The organism is Cycloclasticus sp. PY97N, assembly GCF_002443175.1.
Classification (GTDB): Bacteria; Pseudomonadota; Gammaproteobacteria; order Methylococcales; family Cycloclasticaceae; genus Cycloclasticus; species Cycloclasticus pugetii.
In genome coordinates, this window is the sequence record NZ_CP023664.1 from 1,294,112 (window position 1) to 1,312,365 (window position 18,254).

Below are 18,254 nucleotides of genomic sequence, written 5' to 3' on the forward strand. Positions count from 1 at the left end.
GAGGCTCCTTAATTTTTAGCTAGAGTGATTTTTTCAATACGTTTTTCGAAACGTCCTTGGATGATTCGGTCAACGTAAATACCGGGAGTATGAATATGGTTTGGGTCAAGCTCACCCACCTCAACAATTTCCTCAACTTCAACAACGGATATTTTGCCTGCGGTAGCCGCCATTGGGTTGAAATTCATGGCGGTATTACGGTAAATGAGGTTCCCCGTTTTGTCTGCTTTCCATGCTTTTACAATGGCAAAATCACCGCTAATACTTTCTTCTAAAATATAGTCTCGGCCATTAAACTGCTTAAGCTCTTTGCCTTCAGCAACAAGGGTTCCAACACCAGTCGCCGTATAAAAAGCAGGTATGCCAGCACCACCGGCACGCATTTTTTCAGCTAAGGTGCCTTGTGGGGTGAGTTCCACCTCAAGTTCACCAGATAGATATTGGCGTTCAAATTCTGCATTTTCACCTACATACGAGGAAACCATTTTTTTAATCTGCTTGTCTTCTAATAACATGCCTAGGCCAAAGTGATCGGTACCGCAGTTATTAGAGACGATAGTTAAACCCTTAACGCCGCTATGTTTAATTTCGGTGATCAAGCCCTCAGGAATGCCACAAAGCCCAAAACCGCCGGCAATAATGGTCATATTATCTGCTAGTCCAGCCATTGCTTCTTGGTAGCTTGATACCACTTTGTTAAAACCACTCATGGCTTTACTCCTGTTTAATTATTTTATGTATAAGGCTTATTTGTAGACTGCGCCAACTTTACTATGATTAGGGCCAGCAATTTGTTCGCTAATGTAGTGCCCAACAGCGACTAATTTTTTTAAATCAATACCAGTTTCAATGCCCATGCCATGTAACATGTAAACAACATCTTCAGTTGAAACATTACCCGATGCGCCCGCGGCATAAGGGCAGCCACCTAGGCCAGCGACTGAGGCATCAATATTTGCCACTCCATACTCTAAACAGGCCAAAATGTTAGCTAATGCTTGCCCCCGCGTATCGTGGAAGTGCAGCGCTAGTTTTTTTGCTGGAACTTCTTTAATAACAGACGCAATCATTTCACGTGCTTTGATGGGTGTTCCAATGCCTATAGTGTCGCCTAACGATACTTCATAACAACCCATATCAATTAGTGCTTTGGATACTCGAACAACCTCAGTAACAGCTACATCACCTTCATAGGGACAGCCTAAAACGCAGGAGGTATAACCGCGAACGCGAACTCCCAAAGTAGCCGCTTTGAGCATGATGGGTTCGAAGCGTTCAAGCGATTGAGCAATACTACAATTCGTGTTTTTTTGGCTGAAGGTTTCTGAGGCGGCGGCAAAAATAGCGACCTCTTTAGCACCACTGTCTATTGCACGTTCAAAGCCACGAAGATTAGGAGTTAATACGATATATGAGGTATCTTCTCTAGGCGGTAATTGTTGCAGAACAGCTTCTGCATCTGCCATTTGTGGCACCCATTTAGGGCTAACAAAGCTGGCTACTTCTATATGCTGAATGCCAGCATCACACAGTTTTTTTATTAAAGTAGTTTTAACCTCAGTGGGGACGGTGGTTTTTATATTTTGCAGGCCATCACGTGGTGAGACGTCTACAATTCTTACTTGGCTTGGATAATTGTGAAGCATGCTTTACGCCTGTTCCTTAAAAGTAATTAAGGTGGCATCTGCTTCTACAAAATCGTCCTCGCTATAAAATACTTGATCAATCTCACCATCAAAGGGTGCGTTTAAGGTATGTTCCATTTTCATCGCTTCAATAATGGCTAAGGGCTGACCTTCAGAAACGGTATCAGCATTGTTCACCAGTATTTTTAGTAATTTACCGGGCATTGGCGCAATAATGTTTGAATCAGCGCTCATTGTTGACAGATCGGGTTCGAAAGGGTTGATTTCAGTTAAGGCGTACCAACGGTTTTTCCAAGAAATAAGCAGGCTTGTCTCGTGCCTTAAAACTATAAAACGCTCCCAGCTACCATTAATTTGTAATCGGATGACATTGTTAGCCAAGGACTCAGCGGTAACATCTAGATCATCGTCTAGATGAAAAATAAAGTGTTCATCATTCTCGGTCACTTTAACTTCTATCTCATCGGTTTCCTCATAGTTAAAAAATAGGCTGCGCTGGCTTTGCCCATTGGGCCGCCAACCAGTGGTATCAAACCAAGGCGAATTACCATCAACTGATATGGCTGCCATTTCCTTAACTAATTGCTTACCCTCAAGAAGACGCTTTACTGTTGCGGCAAGTAAGACATTGTCTGGTAGTTCCACCTCGCTATCTGCAAGAAGCCTGTTTAACTTTTTATCAATGTATTGAGTATCAATCTTGTTTTCAATAAAGTCTGGGTGTGTTGCCAATGTTCCTAAGAAGGCAATATTGTTTTCAACACCAATAATGCCGGTTTCGCCTAAGGCATTTAATAAACGTTTACGTGCTGTTTCGCGGTCTTCACCCCAAACCACTAATTTTGCGATCATTGGGTCATAAAACACACTGATGCTGTCGCCTTGTTCTACCCCGGTTTCAATGCGCAGATTTTTATCGCTTGTGGGGAAACGTAAATGCTGAAGTTTGCCGGTGGATGGTAGAAATTGATTGTTAGGGTTTTCAGCATAGAGGCGTGCCTCAAACGAATGGCCTGTACGCGGGATTTGCTCTTGTTTTAAGGGAAGGGCTTGACCAGCGGCAACACGAATTTGCCATTCAACCAAGTCTTGCCCACTGACCATTTCGGTCACAGGGTGTTCTACTTGAAGGCGTGTGTTCATTTCCATAAAGTAAAAAGAACGGTCTTCACCGACGATGAACTCGATAGTTCCAGCGCCCGAATAACGAATAGCACGTGCCGCATTAACAGCAGCAATACCCATGGCTTGACGTGTTTTTTCGTCTAAGAAGGGCGAGGGCGTTTCTTCAATAATTTTTTGATGACGACGTTGTAATGAACATTCGCGTTCGTGTAAATGTACGTAGTTTTCATGACAGTCACCAAATATTTGGAACTCTATATGACGAGGCTTGCTGATATAGCGTTCGAGTAAGACACGGTCATCAGCAAAGGCATTCATCGCTTCACGTTTTACTGAGTCTAGCAATTTAGCAAACTCAGCGGCTTTGTTAACAACACGCATGCCTTTACCACCACCGCCAGACACCGCTTTTATTAACAAGGGGAAGCCTACTTTTTCAGCTTGTTTTTGCAAGTGTTCAGGTGCTTGATTTTCACCATGGTAACCAGGCACAACCGGCACATTGGCAGCTTCCATAAGCACTTTTGCTGCATCTTTAGCGCCCATTTTTTCAATACAGTCAGCGGAGGGGCCAATAAAGGTAATTTTCGCCTCTAGGCAGGCACGTGCAAAGTGGCTGTTTTCAGATAAAAAACCATAGCCAGGATGAATCGCATCAATGTTTTTCTTTTTAGCGAGTGCCAGTAAGTCATCAGCTTTTAGGTAAGATTCATCTGGCCTTGAAGCACCAATATAATAAGCCTCATCAGCTAGTGAGACATGGCGTGCATGACGGTCGGCGTCTGAATAAACAGCCACACTGGTGATGCCCATTTTTTTAAGTGTGGAGATCACCCGACAAGCGATTTCACCACGGTTTGCTATGAGTATTTTTTTAAACATTCGATCAACTCTCTACATTCTAAAAACGCCGAAATTGGCTTTTTCTATTGGCGTTTTAGCGGCTACAGCGAGTGATAGGCCGAGAATTCGGCGAGTATCTCGTGGGTCGATTAAGCCATCGTCCCAAAGTCTAGCGGTAGCAAAATAGGGGTTACCTTGCTCTTCAAATTGAGCCAAGATAGGTGCTTTGAAGTTTTCTTCCTCTTCATCAGCCCAGCTCTCGCCAGCGGCTTCAAGTGCATCACGTTTAACCGTTGCTAGTACGGCGGCTGCTTGCTCGCCACCCATGGTTGAAATACGAGAATTTGGCCAACTCCAAAGCATACGTGCGCCAAACGCACGGCCACACATGCCGTAGTTACCGGCGCCATAGGAGCCACCAATTAACACGGTGAACTTTGGCACACTAGCGCAAGACACAGCGGTGACCATTTTGGCACCATTTTTTGCGATACCTTCTTCTTCGTATTTTTTACCGACCATAAAGCCAGTAATATTTTGTAAAAATAGAAGTGGAATGCCACGTTGATTGCACAACTCAATAAAATGCGTGCCTTTCAGTGCTGAGGGTGAAAATAAAATACCATTATTGGCGATAATGCCAACTGGGTAGCCGTGGATATGGGCAAAACCACACACTAGCGTTGGGCCATACAGCGGTTTAAATTCTTGGAATTCAGAACCATCTACTAAGCGGGCAATAATTTCGCGTATGTCGTACGGTTGTTTTGGGTCTTTAGGAATAATGCCTAAAATATCGTCGCTTGGATATAAGGGCTCGCGAGACTGACGAACTTTTACTTGAAGCTCTTTGGTTTCGTTGAGGTGTTCAATAACGTTACGTGCAATGGACAGGGCATGCGAGTCATCTTCAGCAATATGGTCGGTAACGCCCGATTGCTTACAGTGTAGCTCTGCGCCGCCTAGCTCTTCAGAAGAGACTTGTTCACCGGTAGCGGCTTTCACTAAAGGCGGGCCACCTAAAAAGATAGTGCCTTGTTCGCGAACAATAATAGACTCGTCACACAGTGATGGGATATAAGCGCCGCCAGCGGTACAGGAGCCCATCACTACGGCAATTTGTGGAATGCCATCAGCAGACATTCGTGTTTGGTTATAAAAGAAACGGCCAAAATGTTCTTTGCCGGGGAATACTTCGTGCTGTAGAGGTAAAAAGGCACCACCAGAGTCAACCAGGTAAATACAGGGTAGGCGGTTTTCAGCGGCAATTTCTTGTGCTCGTAGGTGCTTGGTGACGGTGAGTGGGTAATAGGTTCCGCCTTTAACGGTGGCGTCATTCGCAATAATCATCACTTCGCCACCGTGGATGCGGCCAATACCGGTAATGATGCCTGCTGCCGGTGCAGCATCATCATACATGCCATAAGCGGCTAACTGCGATAGCTCTAAAAAAGCACTGCCTGGGTCCAGTAAGGCTTTAATCCGATCTCTTGGCAGTAGTTTATTGCGAGCTAAATGTTTTTTACGTGCACGTTCGCCGCCACCTTTGGCAGCGCTAGTGATGCGTTCGTTAAGTTCATCAACAAGCGATTCCATTTGAATCGTGTTTGCTTTGAAATCAGCAGATGCTGGTTCAATTTTTGATTTAATGACCGGCATTGTTTACCTTAATAATTGTTAAGTGCTCAGCGTTAAATTATTTCAATCGCCATTGCAGTGGCTTCGCCGCCGCCAATACATAGCGTGGCGACCCCTTTAGTCAGTTGCCTAGCTTTTAATGCGTGAATTAATGTGACTAGAACGCGCGCGCCTGATGCACCAATCGGGTGACCTAAGGCACATGCACCACCATTAACATTCACTTTGTCAGGGTCTAAATTAAGCGTTTCAATGGCTGCCATGGTGACTACAGCAAAGGCTTCATTTATTTCAAATAAATCAACATCGTTAATAGCCCAGCCCGATTTTTCTAATACTTTTTGAATAGCAACAATAGGCGCGGTGCTGAACCAATCAGGATCTTGTGCATGTACTGCTTGCGCGGTGATGGTTGCAAGCGCTTGCAGGCCTTGTTTGCGCGCTTCATCTACATCCATTAATACCAAGGCAGCCGCACCATCAGAAATAGACGAGGCATTGGCGGCGGTAACCGTGCCATCTTTTTTAAAAGCAGGACGTAGTGTTTTGATTTTGTTAAGGTCGGCCTTGGCCGGTTGTTCATCAGTTGCATAGCGCGTTTCAGCTTTGCGATTTTTAACGACAACCGGTGTTATTTCAGACTCAAAAGCCGTTGATTGAGTCGCTGCATTAGCTCGCTGCAATGAGGTAATGGCAAAATCATCTTGTTGTTCACGCGTGAAGCCGTATTTTTCTGCGCACAGTTCAGCAAATGAACCCATTAATTTGCCATGTTTAACATCTTGCAGGCCATCGTGAAACATATGATCAATCATTTCGCTGTGGCCCATTTTAAGGCCCCCACGTAGATTGGCTGAAAGGTAGGGAGCATTAGTCATCGATTCCATACCACCTGCGACCACGCAGTTAGCATCACCCGCTAATATTTGGTTGTAGCCGTACATCACTGCTTGCATGCCAGATCCACACATTTTGTTAACAGTATTACAAGGCACCGATAGCGGTAGGCCTGCTTTTAATGAGGCTTGCCGTGCGGGTGCTTGGCCTTGTCCAGCAGGTAATACGCAGCCCATGTGCACGCTGTCCACTTGAGTGGGTTCAATATGGCTGTCTTCGATAGCGGCGCTTATTGCGTAACTGCCAAGGTCTGATGCGCTAAGCGAGGAAAATTGACCTTGAAAACTACCTAAAGCCGTTCGTTTGGCGGCAACAATAACAACGCTTTTTTTATTCATATCTATTTTGTATCTTCAAATAATTCACGGCCAATTAACATCCGACGAATTTCGTTGGTACCGGCGCCAATATCATAAAGTTTGGCGTCTCGTAGTAAACGGCCAGTAGGGAACTCATTGATATAGCCATTACCGCCTAACGTTTGGATGCCTTCTAATGCAACTTTTACGGCATTTTCTGAAGCAAATAGTAAAAGCCCAGCAGCATCTTTACGTGAATCATTGCCTTTGTCATATTGTTCAGCCACACGATAAGCAAAAGCTCGCGTTGATTGAAGAGCAACGTACATATCGGCCATTTTTCCTTGCATTAGCTCAAACAGGCCAATAGGTTTACCAAATTGTTTCCGTTCATGAATATACGGTAAGCAAATATCCATGGTGGCTTGCATAATGCCGATAGGGCCACCGGATAGCACCATGCGCTCGGTATTAAGGCCGCTCATAAGTACTTTAACCCCTTCGTTAACGTTGCCAAGTACATTTTCTTCAGGAATTTCGCAGTTTTCAAAAACCAATTCACAAGTATTAGAGCCACGCATACCAAGCTTATCTAGTTTTTGTGCGGTTGAAAAACCAGGCATGCTCTTTTCTACAATAAAAGCAGTCATGCAGCGTGAACCGGCTTCTGGTCCAGCAGTGCGCATATACACAATCAACACGTCAGCGTCGGGGCCATTGGTAATCCACATTTTGTTACCGTTGGCGACCCATTTATCACCCTTTTTTTCGGCTTTACAACTCATCGAACCGACGACATCTGAACCTGCCCCGGGTTCAGACATAGCCAAAGCGCCAATATATTCACCCGTACAGAGTTTAGGTAAATATTTATATCGTTGTTCCTCACTACCATTTAGGTAAAGGTTGTTTAAGCAAAGGTTTGAATTAGCGCCGTAAGATAAACCGATAGAGGCAGAGGCTCTTGATATTTCTTCCATGACGACAAGGTGTGATAGGTAATTTAGCCCAGTTCCACCGTATTCTTCAGGAATGGTCATGCCTAATAAACCCATGTCTCCAAAGGCACGCCAAAGTTGATTTGGAAATTCATTGTCTTTATCAACAGATTCAGCGAGTGGGGCGATTTCACCGTCTGCAAACTTACGTACAGCCTCACGTAACGCATCCACTTCATCATTAATTTGAACATTAAAAGTCATTGGATTTCCTTGTGTTTATTTGAGTTATTGTATATTGCGTTTGCCGGATCATATCACTATACTCATTCTAACGCTAATTAGAATCTAATCTGCATTAGATTTAAACTATGGCTTCATCAAAGGGTTAGGTTCAGTGACAAATACAATAAAAAAAAGCTCCGTTACCCGTCAGTTAATTTTAGATGCAGCGGCTAAAAAATTAAGTCAGCATGGCTATCATGGAACTTATTTAAAAGATATTGCAGAATCAATAAACATGCAGGCAGGGAGTTTGTATTATCACTTCAACTCAAAAGAAGCTTTAGTGCAGGAAGTACTTAATAAAAGTGTCCATCTGATCCGAGATATTGTTGAATACGAAGTAGAACAGTTGGCTAAGGCGCCTTCTTTTCCTGACTTGTTACGGGCTGCTATTCGGGGGCATTTAATCGCTATCTTGCGGCACTCGGACTATACCTTAGCCAGTATTAGAAATTATGGGCAAGTGCCAGAAGCCGTTCATAATGCGGCACAACCTGACCGTGATGCTTATGAGAATTTTTGGCGTGATTTATTCGAGCAAGCTGAAAAAGATGGTGTTATACGTACAGGGGTAGATAAGCATTTATTGCGTCTTGCCATTTTCGGGAGTATGAATTAGGCAAGTATTTGGTATGTTGATAGTGGTGCAAGCGTGGAAGCAATTGCACAATCACAAGCTGATTTGTTTCTTAATGGTTGTTATGTAGATGGAGAGCACCGTGCAGTATAAAAATATAATTATGGATATTGATGATAGAGGGGTGGCTTATGTGACCTTCAATCGACCAATCGTACACAATGCTATGAGTGCTGATTTTATCCAAGAGATGCAACATATTTGTGCCACTGTGGAATTGGATGCTGCTGTTCGTGTGGTTGTTTTAACGGGAGCAGGTAAAACATTTTGTGCCGGCGGTGATTTAAAGTGGATGGAAAGCAATATCAGTAAAACAAGAGCGCAACGTGTAGAAGAAACTAGCAAACTTGCAAAAATGTTAGCGGCTTTAAACAACTTAAGTAAACCTATAATAGGCCGTATTCAGGGCCCTGCTTATGGTGGTGGTGTTGGTATGGTGTCGGTGTGCGATATTAGTATCGGCGTTGAGACAGCAAAATTTGCCTTAACAGAAGTGAAATTGGGGCTGACCCCCGCGACTATTTCACCGTATGTCGTTAAACGAATTGGTGCAGCAAATGCACGCAGAAACTTTTTAAACGCAAGAGTGTTTGGTGCGACGGAAGCAAAAACAATCGGCCTTTTAACAGATGTTGTAACAGTTGGTGAACTAGATCAAGCGATAGAAACAGAAGTAAAAATGATTTTAAAGTGCGCGCCTGGAGCGATTGCCTCGACTAAAAAACTCATTGACTATGTAGATACCCATACGGCAGAAGAAAATGCTATTTACACGGCCGATAATTTGGCGGATGCCTGGGAAACAGAAGAAGGTAAAGAAGGCATAGAAGCCTTTTTAAATAAACGCAAAGCAAGCTGGGCTTAAGTTTTTAGTCTTAGGAGTGGTATTGAATGAATTCAATTTATTTTTCTGAAGAGCACACGATTTTACGCGATCAGATTCGACGATTTGTTGAACAAAAAGTGGTGCCTGTTGCTGATGAATGGGAAGAAAAAGGCTATATCCCGAGAGAAATTTTACAGCAAATGGGTGATTTAGGCTTTCTGGGTATTCGTTATTCAACTGACTATGGTGGTAGTGAAATGGATGCTTTGGGGTCTGTTATTTTGGCTGAAGAACTTGGCCGTTCAACCTTTGGCGGTTTAGCAGTGACGGTGTTAGTACATACAGATATGGCGTCCCCTCATTTAGATAATTTTGGTAATAAACAGCAATTAAATAAATACATGAGCGAGATTATCTCTGGACAAAAAATTACCGGTGTTGCGGTAACAGAACCGGATGTTGGCTCTGATGTTGCTGCGATGAAAACCCGTGCAGTAAAAGACGGTAATGACTATGTGATAAACGGTTCAAAAATGTTTATTACCAATGGCGTACACGGTGATTTGTTTTTTGTTGCTGCTAAAACAGATATGGATGCTAAACCGTCGCGCGGTATTACTATATTTGCGGTTGAAAAAGGCACCCCAGGGTTTAGTGTTGGTAAAAACCTTAAAAAAATGGGTTGGTTATCGTCAGATACTGCGGAGTTAATTTTTGATAATTGTCGCGTGCCAGCAGACAATATAATCGGCGAGCTTAATAAAGGCTTTTATTCCATTATGCGTAATTTCCAAAACGAACGCCTTGTGTTAGGTGCCCAGTCAATGGGTGAGGCTTCTAAAGCGCTTGAGCTAACAATGGAATATGTGACAACACGTAAAGCATTTGGTGGTGTGCTATTTGATAAACAAGCGATACGTCAGCGCTTAGCCGCATTGGCGGCGCGTGTTGAGGCGGGTAAGCAACTTGTTTATCATTCTGCTTGGTTAGATGCACAAGGGCTTGATTGCATAAAAGAAGTCTCTATGGTGAAAGCCTACTGTGGTGAACTGGTGAATGAAGTCATGTATGACTGTCTTCAATTTCATGGTGGCTTTGGCTATGTTCGTGAAAGTGCAATAGAAAGAATGTATCGTGATGCTCGTATTCAAGCCATTGCCGGCGGTGCTACTGAGGTAATGCTCGAAGAAGTTTCAAAAAGAATGATTAATTAAATAAAAGGAATAAAAATGTCAGAAGGGTTTAGTGTTGAAGAAATGAAGGTGGGGCAGTCTGCCTCTATGAGCAAAACAGTGACGGAAGCAGATATTATTTTATTTGCCGGTATTACGGGTGATTTTAACCCCGCTCATATTGATGAAGAATATGCCAAACAAAGCATGTTTAAAGGACGAATTGCTCATGGCATGCTGTCAGCAGGTTTTATTAGTGCAACATTAGCGATGAAATTGCCTGGGCCGGGCAGTATTTATTTGGGCCAAAATATGAAGTTTAAAGCACCGGTTAAAATTGGCGATACGGTTAAAACGACGGTCACTATTACTGATATTAATATCGATAAGAAAATTGTTAAATTAGATACGGTATGTATGGTTGGAGAGACAAAAGTAGTTATTGGTGATTGCGCAATGATGAAACCATAGTTTTTTGAGTACGAAGCGTACTCGGTAAAACATTATAAAAATAATATAGAGATCGTTAGGCTTGGGGGGGATACATGCCAGTACAACAAATGCTTCAGGAAAAAATGGTGAGCGTTAGCGAGGCGGTAGCGTTAGTTAACAGTGGCGACACCATTGATTATGGGTTTAGTGTTACGCAATCAGATATATTTGATACTGAGTTAGCCAAACAGAAAGATCGATTAAAAGATGTGATTGTTAGAGGTACATTGTCGGTCGCTGCTAGGCAAATTATTGAACAGGACCCAGATCAACAGCACTTTGAATATCAAAATTGGCATTTTTCTGGCTACGATAGAAAAAAATCGGAACAAGGAGTGGTTAGTTATATCCCCTTTAATTTTGGAGAAGGCCCTCATATCTATCGCGAATATTTAAAAACAGATGTGTTGGTATTAAAAACATCACCGATGGACCAGCATGGTTATTTTAATTTTGGTGTTTCCAACACATTTGCACGAGCGTGTTGTGATATAGCGAAAAAAATTATCATAGAAACATCCAGCGCCATTCCTGTTTGTTACGGTAATGAAAACACCGTTCATATCAGTGAGGTAGCGGCTGTTTTTCAAGGTGATAGTGCGCCATTATTTGAGTTACCAAGCGCACCTATTAGCGATATTGACCGGCAAGTCGCTGATTATATTGTGCCACTGATAAAGGATAGAAGTTGCTTGCAAATTGGCATTGGTGGAATGCCAAATGCGGTATGTTCTGCTTTAGCACATTCAACTATCAAAGACCTCGGGATTCATACGGAGATGTTTGTTGATGGGATGGTAGATCTGGTTGAAAAAGGAAAAGTAACAGGGAACTACAAGCAAACTTATCGTGGTCAAATTGTCTATACCTTTGCGTTGGGTTCCAAAAGAACGTATGACTTTATTCATAAAAATGCATTGTGTGTCAGCATTCCTGTGGATGAAACAAACCTGACGAACAAAATTGCACAAAATGACAATGTGATTTCTATTAACAACTGTTTGCAAGTGGATTTAACCGGTCAAGTGGCCTCAGAGAGTAATGGTCATCGGCAAATTTCAGGTACTGGGGGGCAGTTGCAATTTGTCCGAGGGGCAGTGGCTTCTAAAGGCGGGAAGTCGTTTATCTGCCTTTCATCTAGGTTTATGGATAAAGAAGGCCGACCTCGCTCTAGAATTGTGCCCGGGCTAGAAGAGGGGACCGTCGTGACGACACCTAGGTCGGATACGATGTATGTTGTGACCGAATTTGGTATTGTTAATTTGAAAGGTAAAAGCATTAGTGAAAGAGCATTAGCACTGATCAGCATTGCGCATCCCGATGACCGTGAAAGCTTGTTACAGCAAGCCCGTGACAGTGGCATTGTGTCACGTCGTTATTGCTAGCCTGCAGCCATTAAGTGGATAAAAAATTGAGCTATAAAACAGTTAAATTAGAAATAAATAATAAAATTGCAACGGTGACGTTAAGTGACCCTGCCTCACGTAACGCGATTACGGACCCTACGTTATTAGAAGAAGTTAAAACGGTTTTTATGGGTATTCAAGATAACCCAGCTGTATCGGTTTGTATTTTGACCGGTGAAGGTAAAGGGTTTTCCTCGGGTGGTAATGTTAAAGACATGCTCAATCGAGAAAAAATGTTTGCAGGTGATCAGTTGGCGGTGCAAAACAATTATCGCAAAGGCATTCATAGTTTATCTAAATTACTGTACTCCATTGAAATACCGATTATTGCAGCTGTTAATGGTGCGGCGGCCGGGGCAGGTTTTGATATGGCCTTATTATGCGACATTAGAATTGCCTCGGAACGAGCCAGTTTTTGCTCTTCATTTTTAAATTTAGCCGTTATTCCTGGCGATGGTGCCTGCTGGTTGTTACGTAAAACCGTAGGTGCACAAAAGGCAGCAGAATTAATTTTGACGGGCAAAACAGTGGCTGCCCAAGAGGCCTTGGAAATGGGGCTTTTATTAAAGCTAGTTGAACATGACCAACTGATGACAGCCGCAACAGAACTGGCAAGCAGTATTGCAGAAAAATCACGCGAAACACTCGTGGTCACTAAACGATTACTAAGATCAACCGATAGCTTAAGTTATGCCGATCACTTGGATCTTTGTTCAGCAAATCAAGCGATGTTTCACCATACCGCTGAGCACCAAGCAGCGTTAGAAAATTTTTTCAATAAAAAATCTAATAAATAACAATAAATAGTTGATTTAACTTACTGTTTATATTGGTTTAATTTAAATAAATTTTTGTCGTAATTTTTAAATGAGACGGTTAGTTTTTTTTAAAGAGCGCGCGATAAATTGTGGTGTTGAATACATAAAGGAGCAGGTTTATGAGTTTAAAAGCACTATTTGAACCGAAATCAGTTGCGGTTATTGGCGCCTCATCTAACCCTGCGCGAATCGGTGGGCGACCGCTAGACTATTATTTAAAGGCTGGTTTTAAAGGACGTATTTATCCTGTCAACCCGAAAAGAACGGAGATTCAAGGCTTAAAAGCATACCCTAATATCACATCGATTCCCGATCAGGTTGATTTAGCGGTACTAGCTATTTCAGCTAATTTGGTGGCTGAGGCTTTAACAGCGTGTGGCGATAAGGGCGTTAAGGCAGTTGTGCTTTTTTCCGCTGGCTTTTCTGAACAAGGTGAGGCGGGTGATTTATTACAAGTGCAACTGGACCACATTGTGCAGCGTTACGGTATGCGCATTCTTGGACCTAATTGTTTAGGTTTATACAATGGAGATGCCGGAAACTGTCCTACCTTTACCTCTGGTTTGGAAGGGGGCTTTCCAATCAACGGGCGCGTTGGCCTGATTACTCAATCGGGCGCATACGGCACACATTTGTTGACGATGGCCAAAACTCGGCGTTTAGGGGTTTCAAAATGGGTATCCACCGGTAATGAATCAGATTTGACGGTGGCCGAGTGTCTGGAATATTTGATCGATTCAGAGACAGTTGATGTCGTTGGTTGTTATATGGAAGGGGTTAAAAAGCCAAAAGTATTGATTCGCGCGCTTGAAAAAGCGCATGCTAAAGGTAAAGCGATTGTTATTATGAAGGTCGGCGTATCCGAGGTTGGTTCAAAGGCGGTTCAATCGCATACAGCATCGTTAACAGGCTCCGATGCAAGCTTCCAAGCACTAATTGATCAATACGGTGCGCAACGTGCGAAAACAACCGAGCAAATGTTTGATATCCTCTACGCCTTCAGTATTTCGCCACCTGCCAATGGCAATAAATTAGGTATTTTAACGGTATCAGGTGGTGCAGGGGTACTAATGGCAGATGCCGCCGAGGAAGTCGGTCTTCCTGTGCCGCCAATGCCTATAGAGGCACAAAAAAAGCTTATTGCGAGAAATCCGTTATGTGCACCGCGCAACCCAATTGATGTCACCGGTAGTGCGCTTAATGACTTTTCCTTAGTGGGTGAAAGTTTAGCGGCCATGTGCGAAGAAGGCCATTATGACTTGTTGGTTGCATTTTTTACCTCATGGGTCGGCTCACCAGCACATGGAGATAAGCTTTTTGATGCCCTAGATACGGGTATGAAAACGCATAAAAAACCATTTGCTGTGATTGGCCAGTCAAGCGAAAGTATTAAAGAAAAATATGAATCTGCGGGGATGATGTTCTTTGAAGACCCCTCAAGAGCAATTGCGGCCTTATCAGCATTAGCCAAGTTTAATACGGCCTTTCAAACAGTTAATGAAGATCAAAGTGTATTACCCTCTATTCCAACAACCGAGTGGCCGGCAGGAAAAATTAGTGAAGCGCAGGCCAAACGATTGATACAACAAGCGGGTATCCCTGTATTAAAAGAAAAGGTTGCTAGCACTGCAGAAGAGGCAGTTCTATGTGCTAAAGAGCTTGGCTTTCCTGTCGCCATTAAAATTGTTTCAGCCGATATTGCACATAAATCCGAAGCCGGAGGTGTCGCACTTGATCTGCTAAACGAGCAATCTGTGCGCACGGCTGCACATTCAATGTTTAAAACGGTGGCTGAACGTGAACCGACGGCCAATATCGAAGGACTTCTGGTGAGCCCAATGATTAAAGAGGGCGTTGATTTTATTGTTGGTACGCAACAGGATCCTACAATTGGGCCGATTATCATGGTTGGCCTCGGGGGTATTTATACAGAAGTTTTAAAAGACCTTAGTTTGTCGTTAGCACCGGTTACGCCAAACAAAGCTTTATCAATGTTGACATCATTACGTGGTGCGGGCATTTTTCAAGGAGCCCGTGGCGAAGCTGTGATCAATATACAAGCAGTTGCTGAGGTGGTGAGTCGATTGTCTGTATTGGCGGTGCAAAAAACTGAGACGGTCGCAAGTATTGAGATTAACCCCCTACGTGCGATGGCTGATAAAGTAGTCGCTTTAGATGCGCTCGTCCTTCGTATGGATGAGGCAAGGCATTATTAAAGTTATTGAACACTAAAATAATTATTTGGAGAACAAACATGCAAGACAATGACTATACACAACCTGCTTTGTTTATTGATGGTGAGTGGGTAACACAAACCAGTCGCTATGGTGAGGTACTAAACCCAGCGACAGATGAAGTATTAGCTAAATTTCCTATCGCAGATGAAGAGCAGATTGAGCGTGCACTTGCTTCGTCTGAAGCCGCTTTTGAACAATGGCGTAAAACAAGTTATGACGAACGAATTGAAATTATGCACCGTGCCGCAGCGATTCTTCGTGAAAATGCTGAGCACACCGCACGTTGTATGACGATGGAGCATGGAAAACCACTTGCAGATTCAAAAGGCGAGGTAGAAAATTGCGCATGTCTATTGGAGTGGTGTTCTACGGCAGCTGCGGACCATGTTGACCGCACCTTGCCTGAGTTAAAAGGTTTTGTAGACAGAACCGTGCGTAAAGAGCCAATAGGTCCTGTGGCGGCTTTTCCTGCATGGAATTTTCCAGCCTCATTAGCAACGCGTAAAATGGCCTCAGCGATAGCTGTCGGTTGTTCGGTTATTGTTAAACCCGCAAAAGAAACCCCAGTTTCATTTATGGCGGTAGTTGATGCACTTGATAAGGCAGGTTTACCGAAAGGTGTGGTTAACATACTTATGGGTGATTCTTCGCTGATTAGCAAAAAACTAATTGAATCACCGGTTATTAAAAAAATATCGTTCACCGGTTCAACACCTGTCGGTCAAAAACTGGCTGCGTTAGCCGGAGATCAGGCAAAACCCTGTGTGATGGAACTGGGTGGTCATGCGCCCGTATTGGTTTTTGATGATGCGAAGTTAGACAAAGCAATTGATTTATCAGTAACGACTAAAAGCCGTAACTCAGGACAAGTGTGCATTTCTCCGACACGTTTTTTTGTACAAGAGGCTGTATACGATAAATTTTTAACAGGTTTTACAGAAAAATTTTCAGCACTTCGGATTGGTAATGGTTTGGATAACGATACTCAAATGGGGCCTTTGGCAAACCCACGTAGAATTGCTGAAATAGATGATTTGGTTCAAGATGCCGTGAGTAAAGGTGCGCGCTTAATGACGGGTGGTAAACGTCTTGATCGTCCAGGAAATTTTTATGAAGCGACGGTATTGGCCGATGTGCCAGCAACAGCAAGAATAATGCAAGAAGAGCCTTTTGGCCCGATTGCAATTATTAATAAATTTAGCAGCTATGATGAAGCGATTGAAAAAGCCAACAATACTGATTTTGCACTGGCTTCATATGCATTTAGTGGCTCGCAAGAAACCATTGATAAGCTGGGTAACGATTTAGATTCGGGCAAAGTGGGTATTAATGGTTACCCAGTTGTTTTTCTAGACTCACCACTCGGCGGACGGCGTCAATCAGGCTATGGAAGTGAAGGTGGCTATGAGGGATTGGATGCCTATAGAATTGTAAAATTTGTTAGTCAAAGTGCTATTTAGCTGAATGTTGCTAAGCATACCGTTCGACGGCGTTTAAAACCTCTAGTGCTTGCGCGAGTCCCTGTGTTTTTACACAGGGACTCGCGCTTAATAAAAAACCGCTGTCATAAACGTCGATAATCTGTGTAATCATCAATGGATTAGTGGTGTGTTGCGCTATTAACTCATAACGTATATCTGCAAATTTAATTGTTTCGTTTGGCATCGAAGTCTTTCTGCAATAGAAGGTTATCCCTTCGACCCTGCCAAAAATAAGTATTGATCTAACTCACTAATATCTAAAATGTATTGCAGTATTTAACCTAACTGTTGTTAGTTTGATATTTTTCTGTTTATACTGAACAACCCAATAATAAAAATAATTAACTATGTTGTTTAACCATGAACATGCCATGTTACGTGACTCGGTATCAACTTTTGTTGAGCGTCAAATTGCCCCGTTTGTTGATGAATGGGAAGAAGCCGGTATTTTTCCTGCTCATGAGTTATTTAAAAAGATGGGAGACGCAGGACTTCTCGGCATTAATAAGGCAGAAAAATGGGGAGGCTTAGGATTAGATTATTCCTATTCCTTAGTGTTTGCCGAAGAAATAGGGCGAATTAACTGCTCGGGAATTTCAACAGCCATTGGTGTACAAACAGATATGAGCACACCTGCATTGGCAAATTATGGCAGTGATGAATTAAGACGTAATTTTCTGGTTCCAGCAATCAAAGGGGAATCAGTTGGCTGTATTGGTGTGAGTGAAGAAGGTGCGGGTTCAGATGTGGCCTCAATTAAAACGCAAGCACGCCGTATTGGTAACGAATACGTTATTAATGGCAGTAAGATGTGGATTACCACTTCAACGCAAGCTGATTGGGTCTGTTTGTTATGTAATACCGGTGGCGATAAGGGGCCCCATAAAAATAAATCGCTAATCATTGTGCCACTGGATGCTAAAGGCGTAACGCGTGGTAAACGCCTAAAAAAACTAGGTGCGCATAGCTCGGACACCGCACCATTATTCTTTGATGATGTACGAGTGCCGGTTACTAACCGTATCGGTGAGGAGGGGCGCGGCTTCATATATCAAATGAAACAGTTTCAAGAAGAGCGTTTTTTTGCGATGTCTAAATACCTGAGTCAAGTTCAAGATGCGGTAGATATTACGATTGAATATACAAAGCAGCGTAAAGCATTTGGTAAACCGTTAATTGCTAATCAAGATATTTATTTTAAATTAGCAGAAATGCAAACCGATATTCAGGCTGTTCGCGCGCTTATCTACCATGCTTGTGAAAAGTATATCAACGGCGAAGATGTCGATATGCTCACCTCAATGGCTAAATTTAAAGTTGGCCAATTAGGACAAACCATACCCTCGGCCTGCCTGCAATATTGGGGTGGGCAAGGTTTTATGTGGGATAACTTAATTAGCCGTATTTTTCGTGATACGCGCTTGTGTTCAATTGGTGGTGGGGCAAACGAAGTGATGCTTGAAATTGTTTCAAAGCGCATGGGTATTCACCCATCATCACTAAGCTAAGTAAAC

General features: G+C 43.0%; 16 protein-coding genes. 9 read left to right on the forward strand and 7 right to left on the reverse strand.

The genetic code is table 11. The features are described 5' to 3' along the window. Positions 1 to 8: 8 nt before the first annotated feature. From CPC19_RS06420 to CPC19_RS06445, 6 genes are read right to left on the reverse strand one after another with little or no spacing between them, the layout of a single operon-like run. Complete coding sequence (locus tag CPC19_RS06420) at positions 9 to 710, reverse strand: CoA transferase subunit A (protein ID WP_016390180.1); 702 nt, start codon at positions 708 to 710, stop codon at positions 9 to 11. 36 nt (positions 711 to 746) lie between these two features. Further along, a complete protein-coding gene (locus tag CPC19_RS06425) occupies positions 747 to 1,646 on the reverse strand; it encodes a hydroxymethylglutaryl-CoA lyase (protein ID WP_016390181.1) in 900 nt (299 codons plus the stop codon). A 3-nt stretch (positions 1,647 to 1,649) separates the two neighbouring features. Further along, the gene (locus CPC19_RS06430) at positions 1,650 to 3,653 is read right to left on the reverse strand and encodes an acetyl/propionyl/methylcrotonyl-CoA carboxylase subunit alpha (RefSeq protein ID WP_016390182.1); all 2,004 of its coding nucleotides are present in this window, start codon (positions 3,651 to 3,653) and stop codon (positions 1,650 to 1,652) included. A gap of 12 nt (positions 3,654 to 3,665) precedes the next feature. Continuing rightward, on the reverse strand, positions 3,666 to 5,273 hold the full coding sequence (locus CPC19_RS06435) for a carboxyl transferase domain-containing protein (RefSeq protein WP_016390183.1): 1,608 nt from the start codon (positions 5,271 to 5,273) through the stop codon (positions 3,666 to 3,668). A 32-nt stretch (positions 5,274 to 5,305) separates the two neighbouring features. Continuing rightward, positions 5,306 to 6,487, reverse strand: a complete 1,182-nt coding sequence (locus tag CPC19_RS06440) for a thiolase family protein (protein WP_016390184.1) — start codon at positions 6,485 to 6,487, stop codon at positions 5,306 to 5,308. A 2-nt stretch (positions 6,488 to 6,489) separates the two neighbouring features. After that, a complete protein-coding gene (locus CPC19_RS06445; protein ID WP_016390185.1) occupies positions 6,490 to 7,650 on the reverse strand; it encodes an isovaleryl-CoA dehydrogenase in 1,161 nt (386 codons plus the stop codon). Positions 7,651 to 7,783: 133 nt separating this feature from the next. Between CPC19_RS06445 and CPC19_RS06450 the strand changes: the two genes are divergently transcribed. The 8 genes from CPC19_RS06450 to CPC19_RS06485 all read left to right on the forward strand — a co-directional run bounded on the left by CPC19_RS06450 (position 7,784) and on the right by CPC19_RS06485 (position 16,719). Beyond that, entirely contained in the window at positions 7,784 to 8,290 is a 507-nt protein-coding gene (locus tag CPC19_RS06450) for a TetR/AcrR family transcriptional regulator (protein ID WP_016390186.1), read from the forward strand. A 100-nt stretch (positions 8,291 to 8,390) separates the two neighbouring features. Beyond that, on the forward strand, positions 8,391 to 9,173 hold the full coding sequence (locus tag CPC19_RS06455; protein WP_201765917.1) for a crotonase/enoyl-CoA hydratase family protein: 783 nt from the start codon (positions 8,391 to 8,393) through the stop codon (positions 9,171 to 9,173). Positions 9,174 to 9,199: 26 nt separating this feature from the next. After that, complete coding sequence (locus CPC19_RS06460) at positions 9,200 to 10,348, forward strand: acyl-CoA dehydrogenase family protein (protein ID WP_016390188.1); 1,149 nt, start codon at positions 9,200 to 9,202, stop codon at positions 10,346 to 10,348. Positions 10,349 to 10,363: 15 nt separating this feature from the next. Beyond that, positions 10,364 to 10,777 carry a MaoC family dehydratase gene (locus CPC19_RS06465; protein WP_015006035.1) on the forward strand — a complete coding sequence of 138 codons (414 nt, stop codon included), beginning with the start codon at positions 10,364 to 10,366 and terminating at the stop codon, positions 10,775 to 10,777. 74 nt (positions 10,778 to 10,851) lie between these two features. Then, positions 10,852 to 12,183 (forward strand): acetyl-CoA hydrolase/transferase family protein, encoded by a 1,332-nt coding sequence (locus CPC19_RS06470; protein ID WP_016390189.1) that lies wholly within the window; start codon positions 10,852 to 10,854, stop codon positions 12,181 to 12,183. Positions 12,184 to 12,209: 26 nt separating this feature from the next. Next, on the forward strand, positions 12,210 to 13,001 hold the full coding sequence (locus tag CPC19_RS06475; RefSeq protein ID WP_035850594.1) for an enoyl-CoA hydratase-related protein: 792 nt from the start codon (positions 12,210 to 12,212) through the stop codon (positions 12,999 to 13,001). Positions 13,002 to 13,141: 140 nt separating this feature from the next. Further along, a complete protein-coding gene (locus CPC19_RS06480; protein ID WP_016390190.1) occupies positions 13,142 to 15,238 on the forward strand; it encodes an acetate--CoA ligase family protein in 2,097 nt (698 codons plus the stop codon). A 38-nt stretch (positions 15,239 to 15,276) separates the two neighbouring features. Then, positions 15,277 to 16,719 carry an NAD-dependent succinate-semialdehyde dehydrogenase gene (locus CPC19_RS06485; protein ID WP_016390191.1) on the forward strand — a complete coding sequence of 481 codons (1,443 nt, stop codon included), beginning with the start codon at positions 15,277 to 15,279 and terminating at the stop codon, positions 16,717 to 16,719. Between the two features lie 10 nt (positions 16,720 to 16,729). Here the strand turns inward: CPC19_RS06485 and CPC19_RS06490 are convergent, their stop codons facing one another. Next, positions 16,730 to 16,924 carry a hypothetical protein gene (locus tag CPC19_RS06490; protein WP_015006030.1) on the reverse strand — a complete coding sequence of 65 codons (195 nt, stop codon included), beginning with the start codon at positions 16,922 to 16,924 and terminating at the stop codon, positions 16,730 to 16,732. A gap of 163 nt (positions 16,925 to 17,087) precedes the next feature. Between CPC19_RS06490 and CPC19_RS06495 the strand changes: the two genes are divergently transcribed. Next, positions 17,088 to 18,248 carry an acyl-CoA dehydrogenase family protein gene (locus CPC19_RS06495; protein WP_015006029.1) on the forward strand — a complete coding sequence of 387 codons (1,161 nt, stop codon included), beginning with the start codon at positions 17,088 to 17,090 and terminating at the stop codon, positions 18,246 to 18,248. The last annotated feature ends 6 nt before the right edge of the window (positions 18,249 to 18,254 follow it).

Bases quoted from the DNA above. Each gene is read 5' to 3' on its own strand.
- CPC19_RS06420 (WP_016390180.1), bottom strand. From the start codon at position 710: ATGAGTGGTTTTAACAAAGTGGTATCAAGCTACCAAGAAGCAATGGCT.
- CPC19_RS06425 (WP_016390181.1), bottom strand. From the start codon at position 1,646: ATGCTTCACAATTATCCAAGCCAAGTAAGAATTGTAGACGTCTCACCA.
- CPC19_RS06430 (WP_016390182.1), bottom strand. From the start codon at position 3,653: ATGTTTAAAAAAATACTCATAGCAAACCGTGGTGAAATCGCTTGTCGG.
- CPC19_RS06435 (WP_016390183.1), bottom strand. From the start codon at position 5,273: ATGCCGGTCATTAAATCAAAAATTGAACCAGCATCTGCTGATTTCAAA.
- CPC19_RS06440 (WP_016390184.1), bottom strand. From the start codon at position 6,487: ATGAATAAAAAAAGCGTTGTTATTGTTGCCGCCAAACGAACGGCTTTA.
- CPC19_RS06445 (WP_016390185.1), bottom strand. From the start codon at position 7,650: ATGACTTTTAATGTTCAAATTAATGATGAAGTGGATGCGTTACGTGAG.
- CPC19_RS06460 (WP_016390188.1), top strand. From the start codon at position 9,200: ATGAATTCAATTTATTTTTCTGAAGAGCACACGATTTTACGCGATCAG.
- CPC19_RS06465 (WP_015006035.1), top strand. From the start codon at position 10,364: ATGTCAGAAGGGTTTAGTGTTGAAGAAATGAAGGTGGGGCAGTCTGCC.
- CPC19_RS06470 (WP_016390189.1), top strand. From the start codon at position 10,852: ATGCCAGTACAACAAATGCTTCAGGAAAAAATGGTGAGCGTTAGCGAG.
- CPC19_RS06480 (WP_016390190.1), top strand. From the start codon at position 13,142: ATGAGTTTAAAAGCACTATTTGAACCGAAATCAGTTGCGGTTATTGGC.
- CPC19_RS06485 (WP_016390191.1), top strand. From the start codon at position 15,277: ATGCAAGACAATGACTATACACAACCTGCTTTGTTTATTGATGGTGAG.
- CPC19_RS06490 (WP_015006030.1), bottom strand. From the start codon at position 16,924: ATGCCAAACGAAACAATTAAATTTGCAGATATACGTTATGAGTTAATA.
- CPC19_RS06495 (WP_015006029.1), top strand. From the start codon at position 17,088: ATGTTGTTTAACCATGAACATGCCATGTTACGTGACTCGGTATCAACT.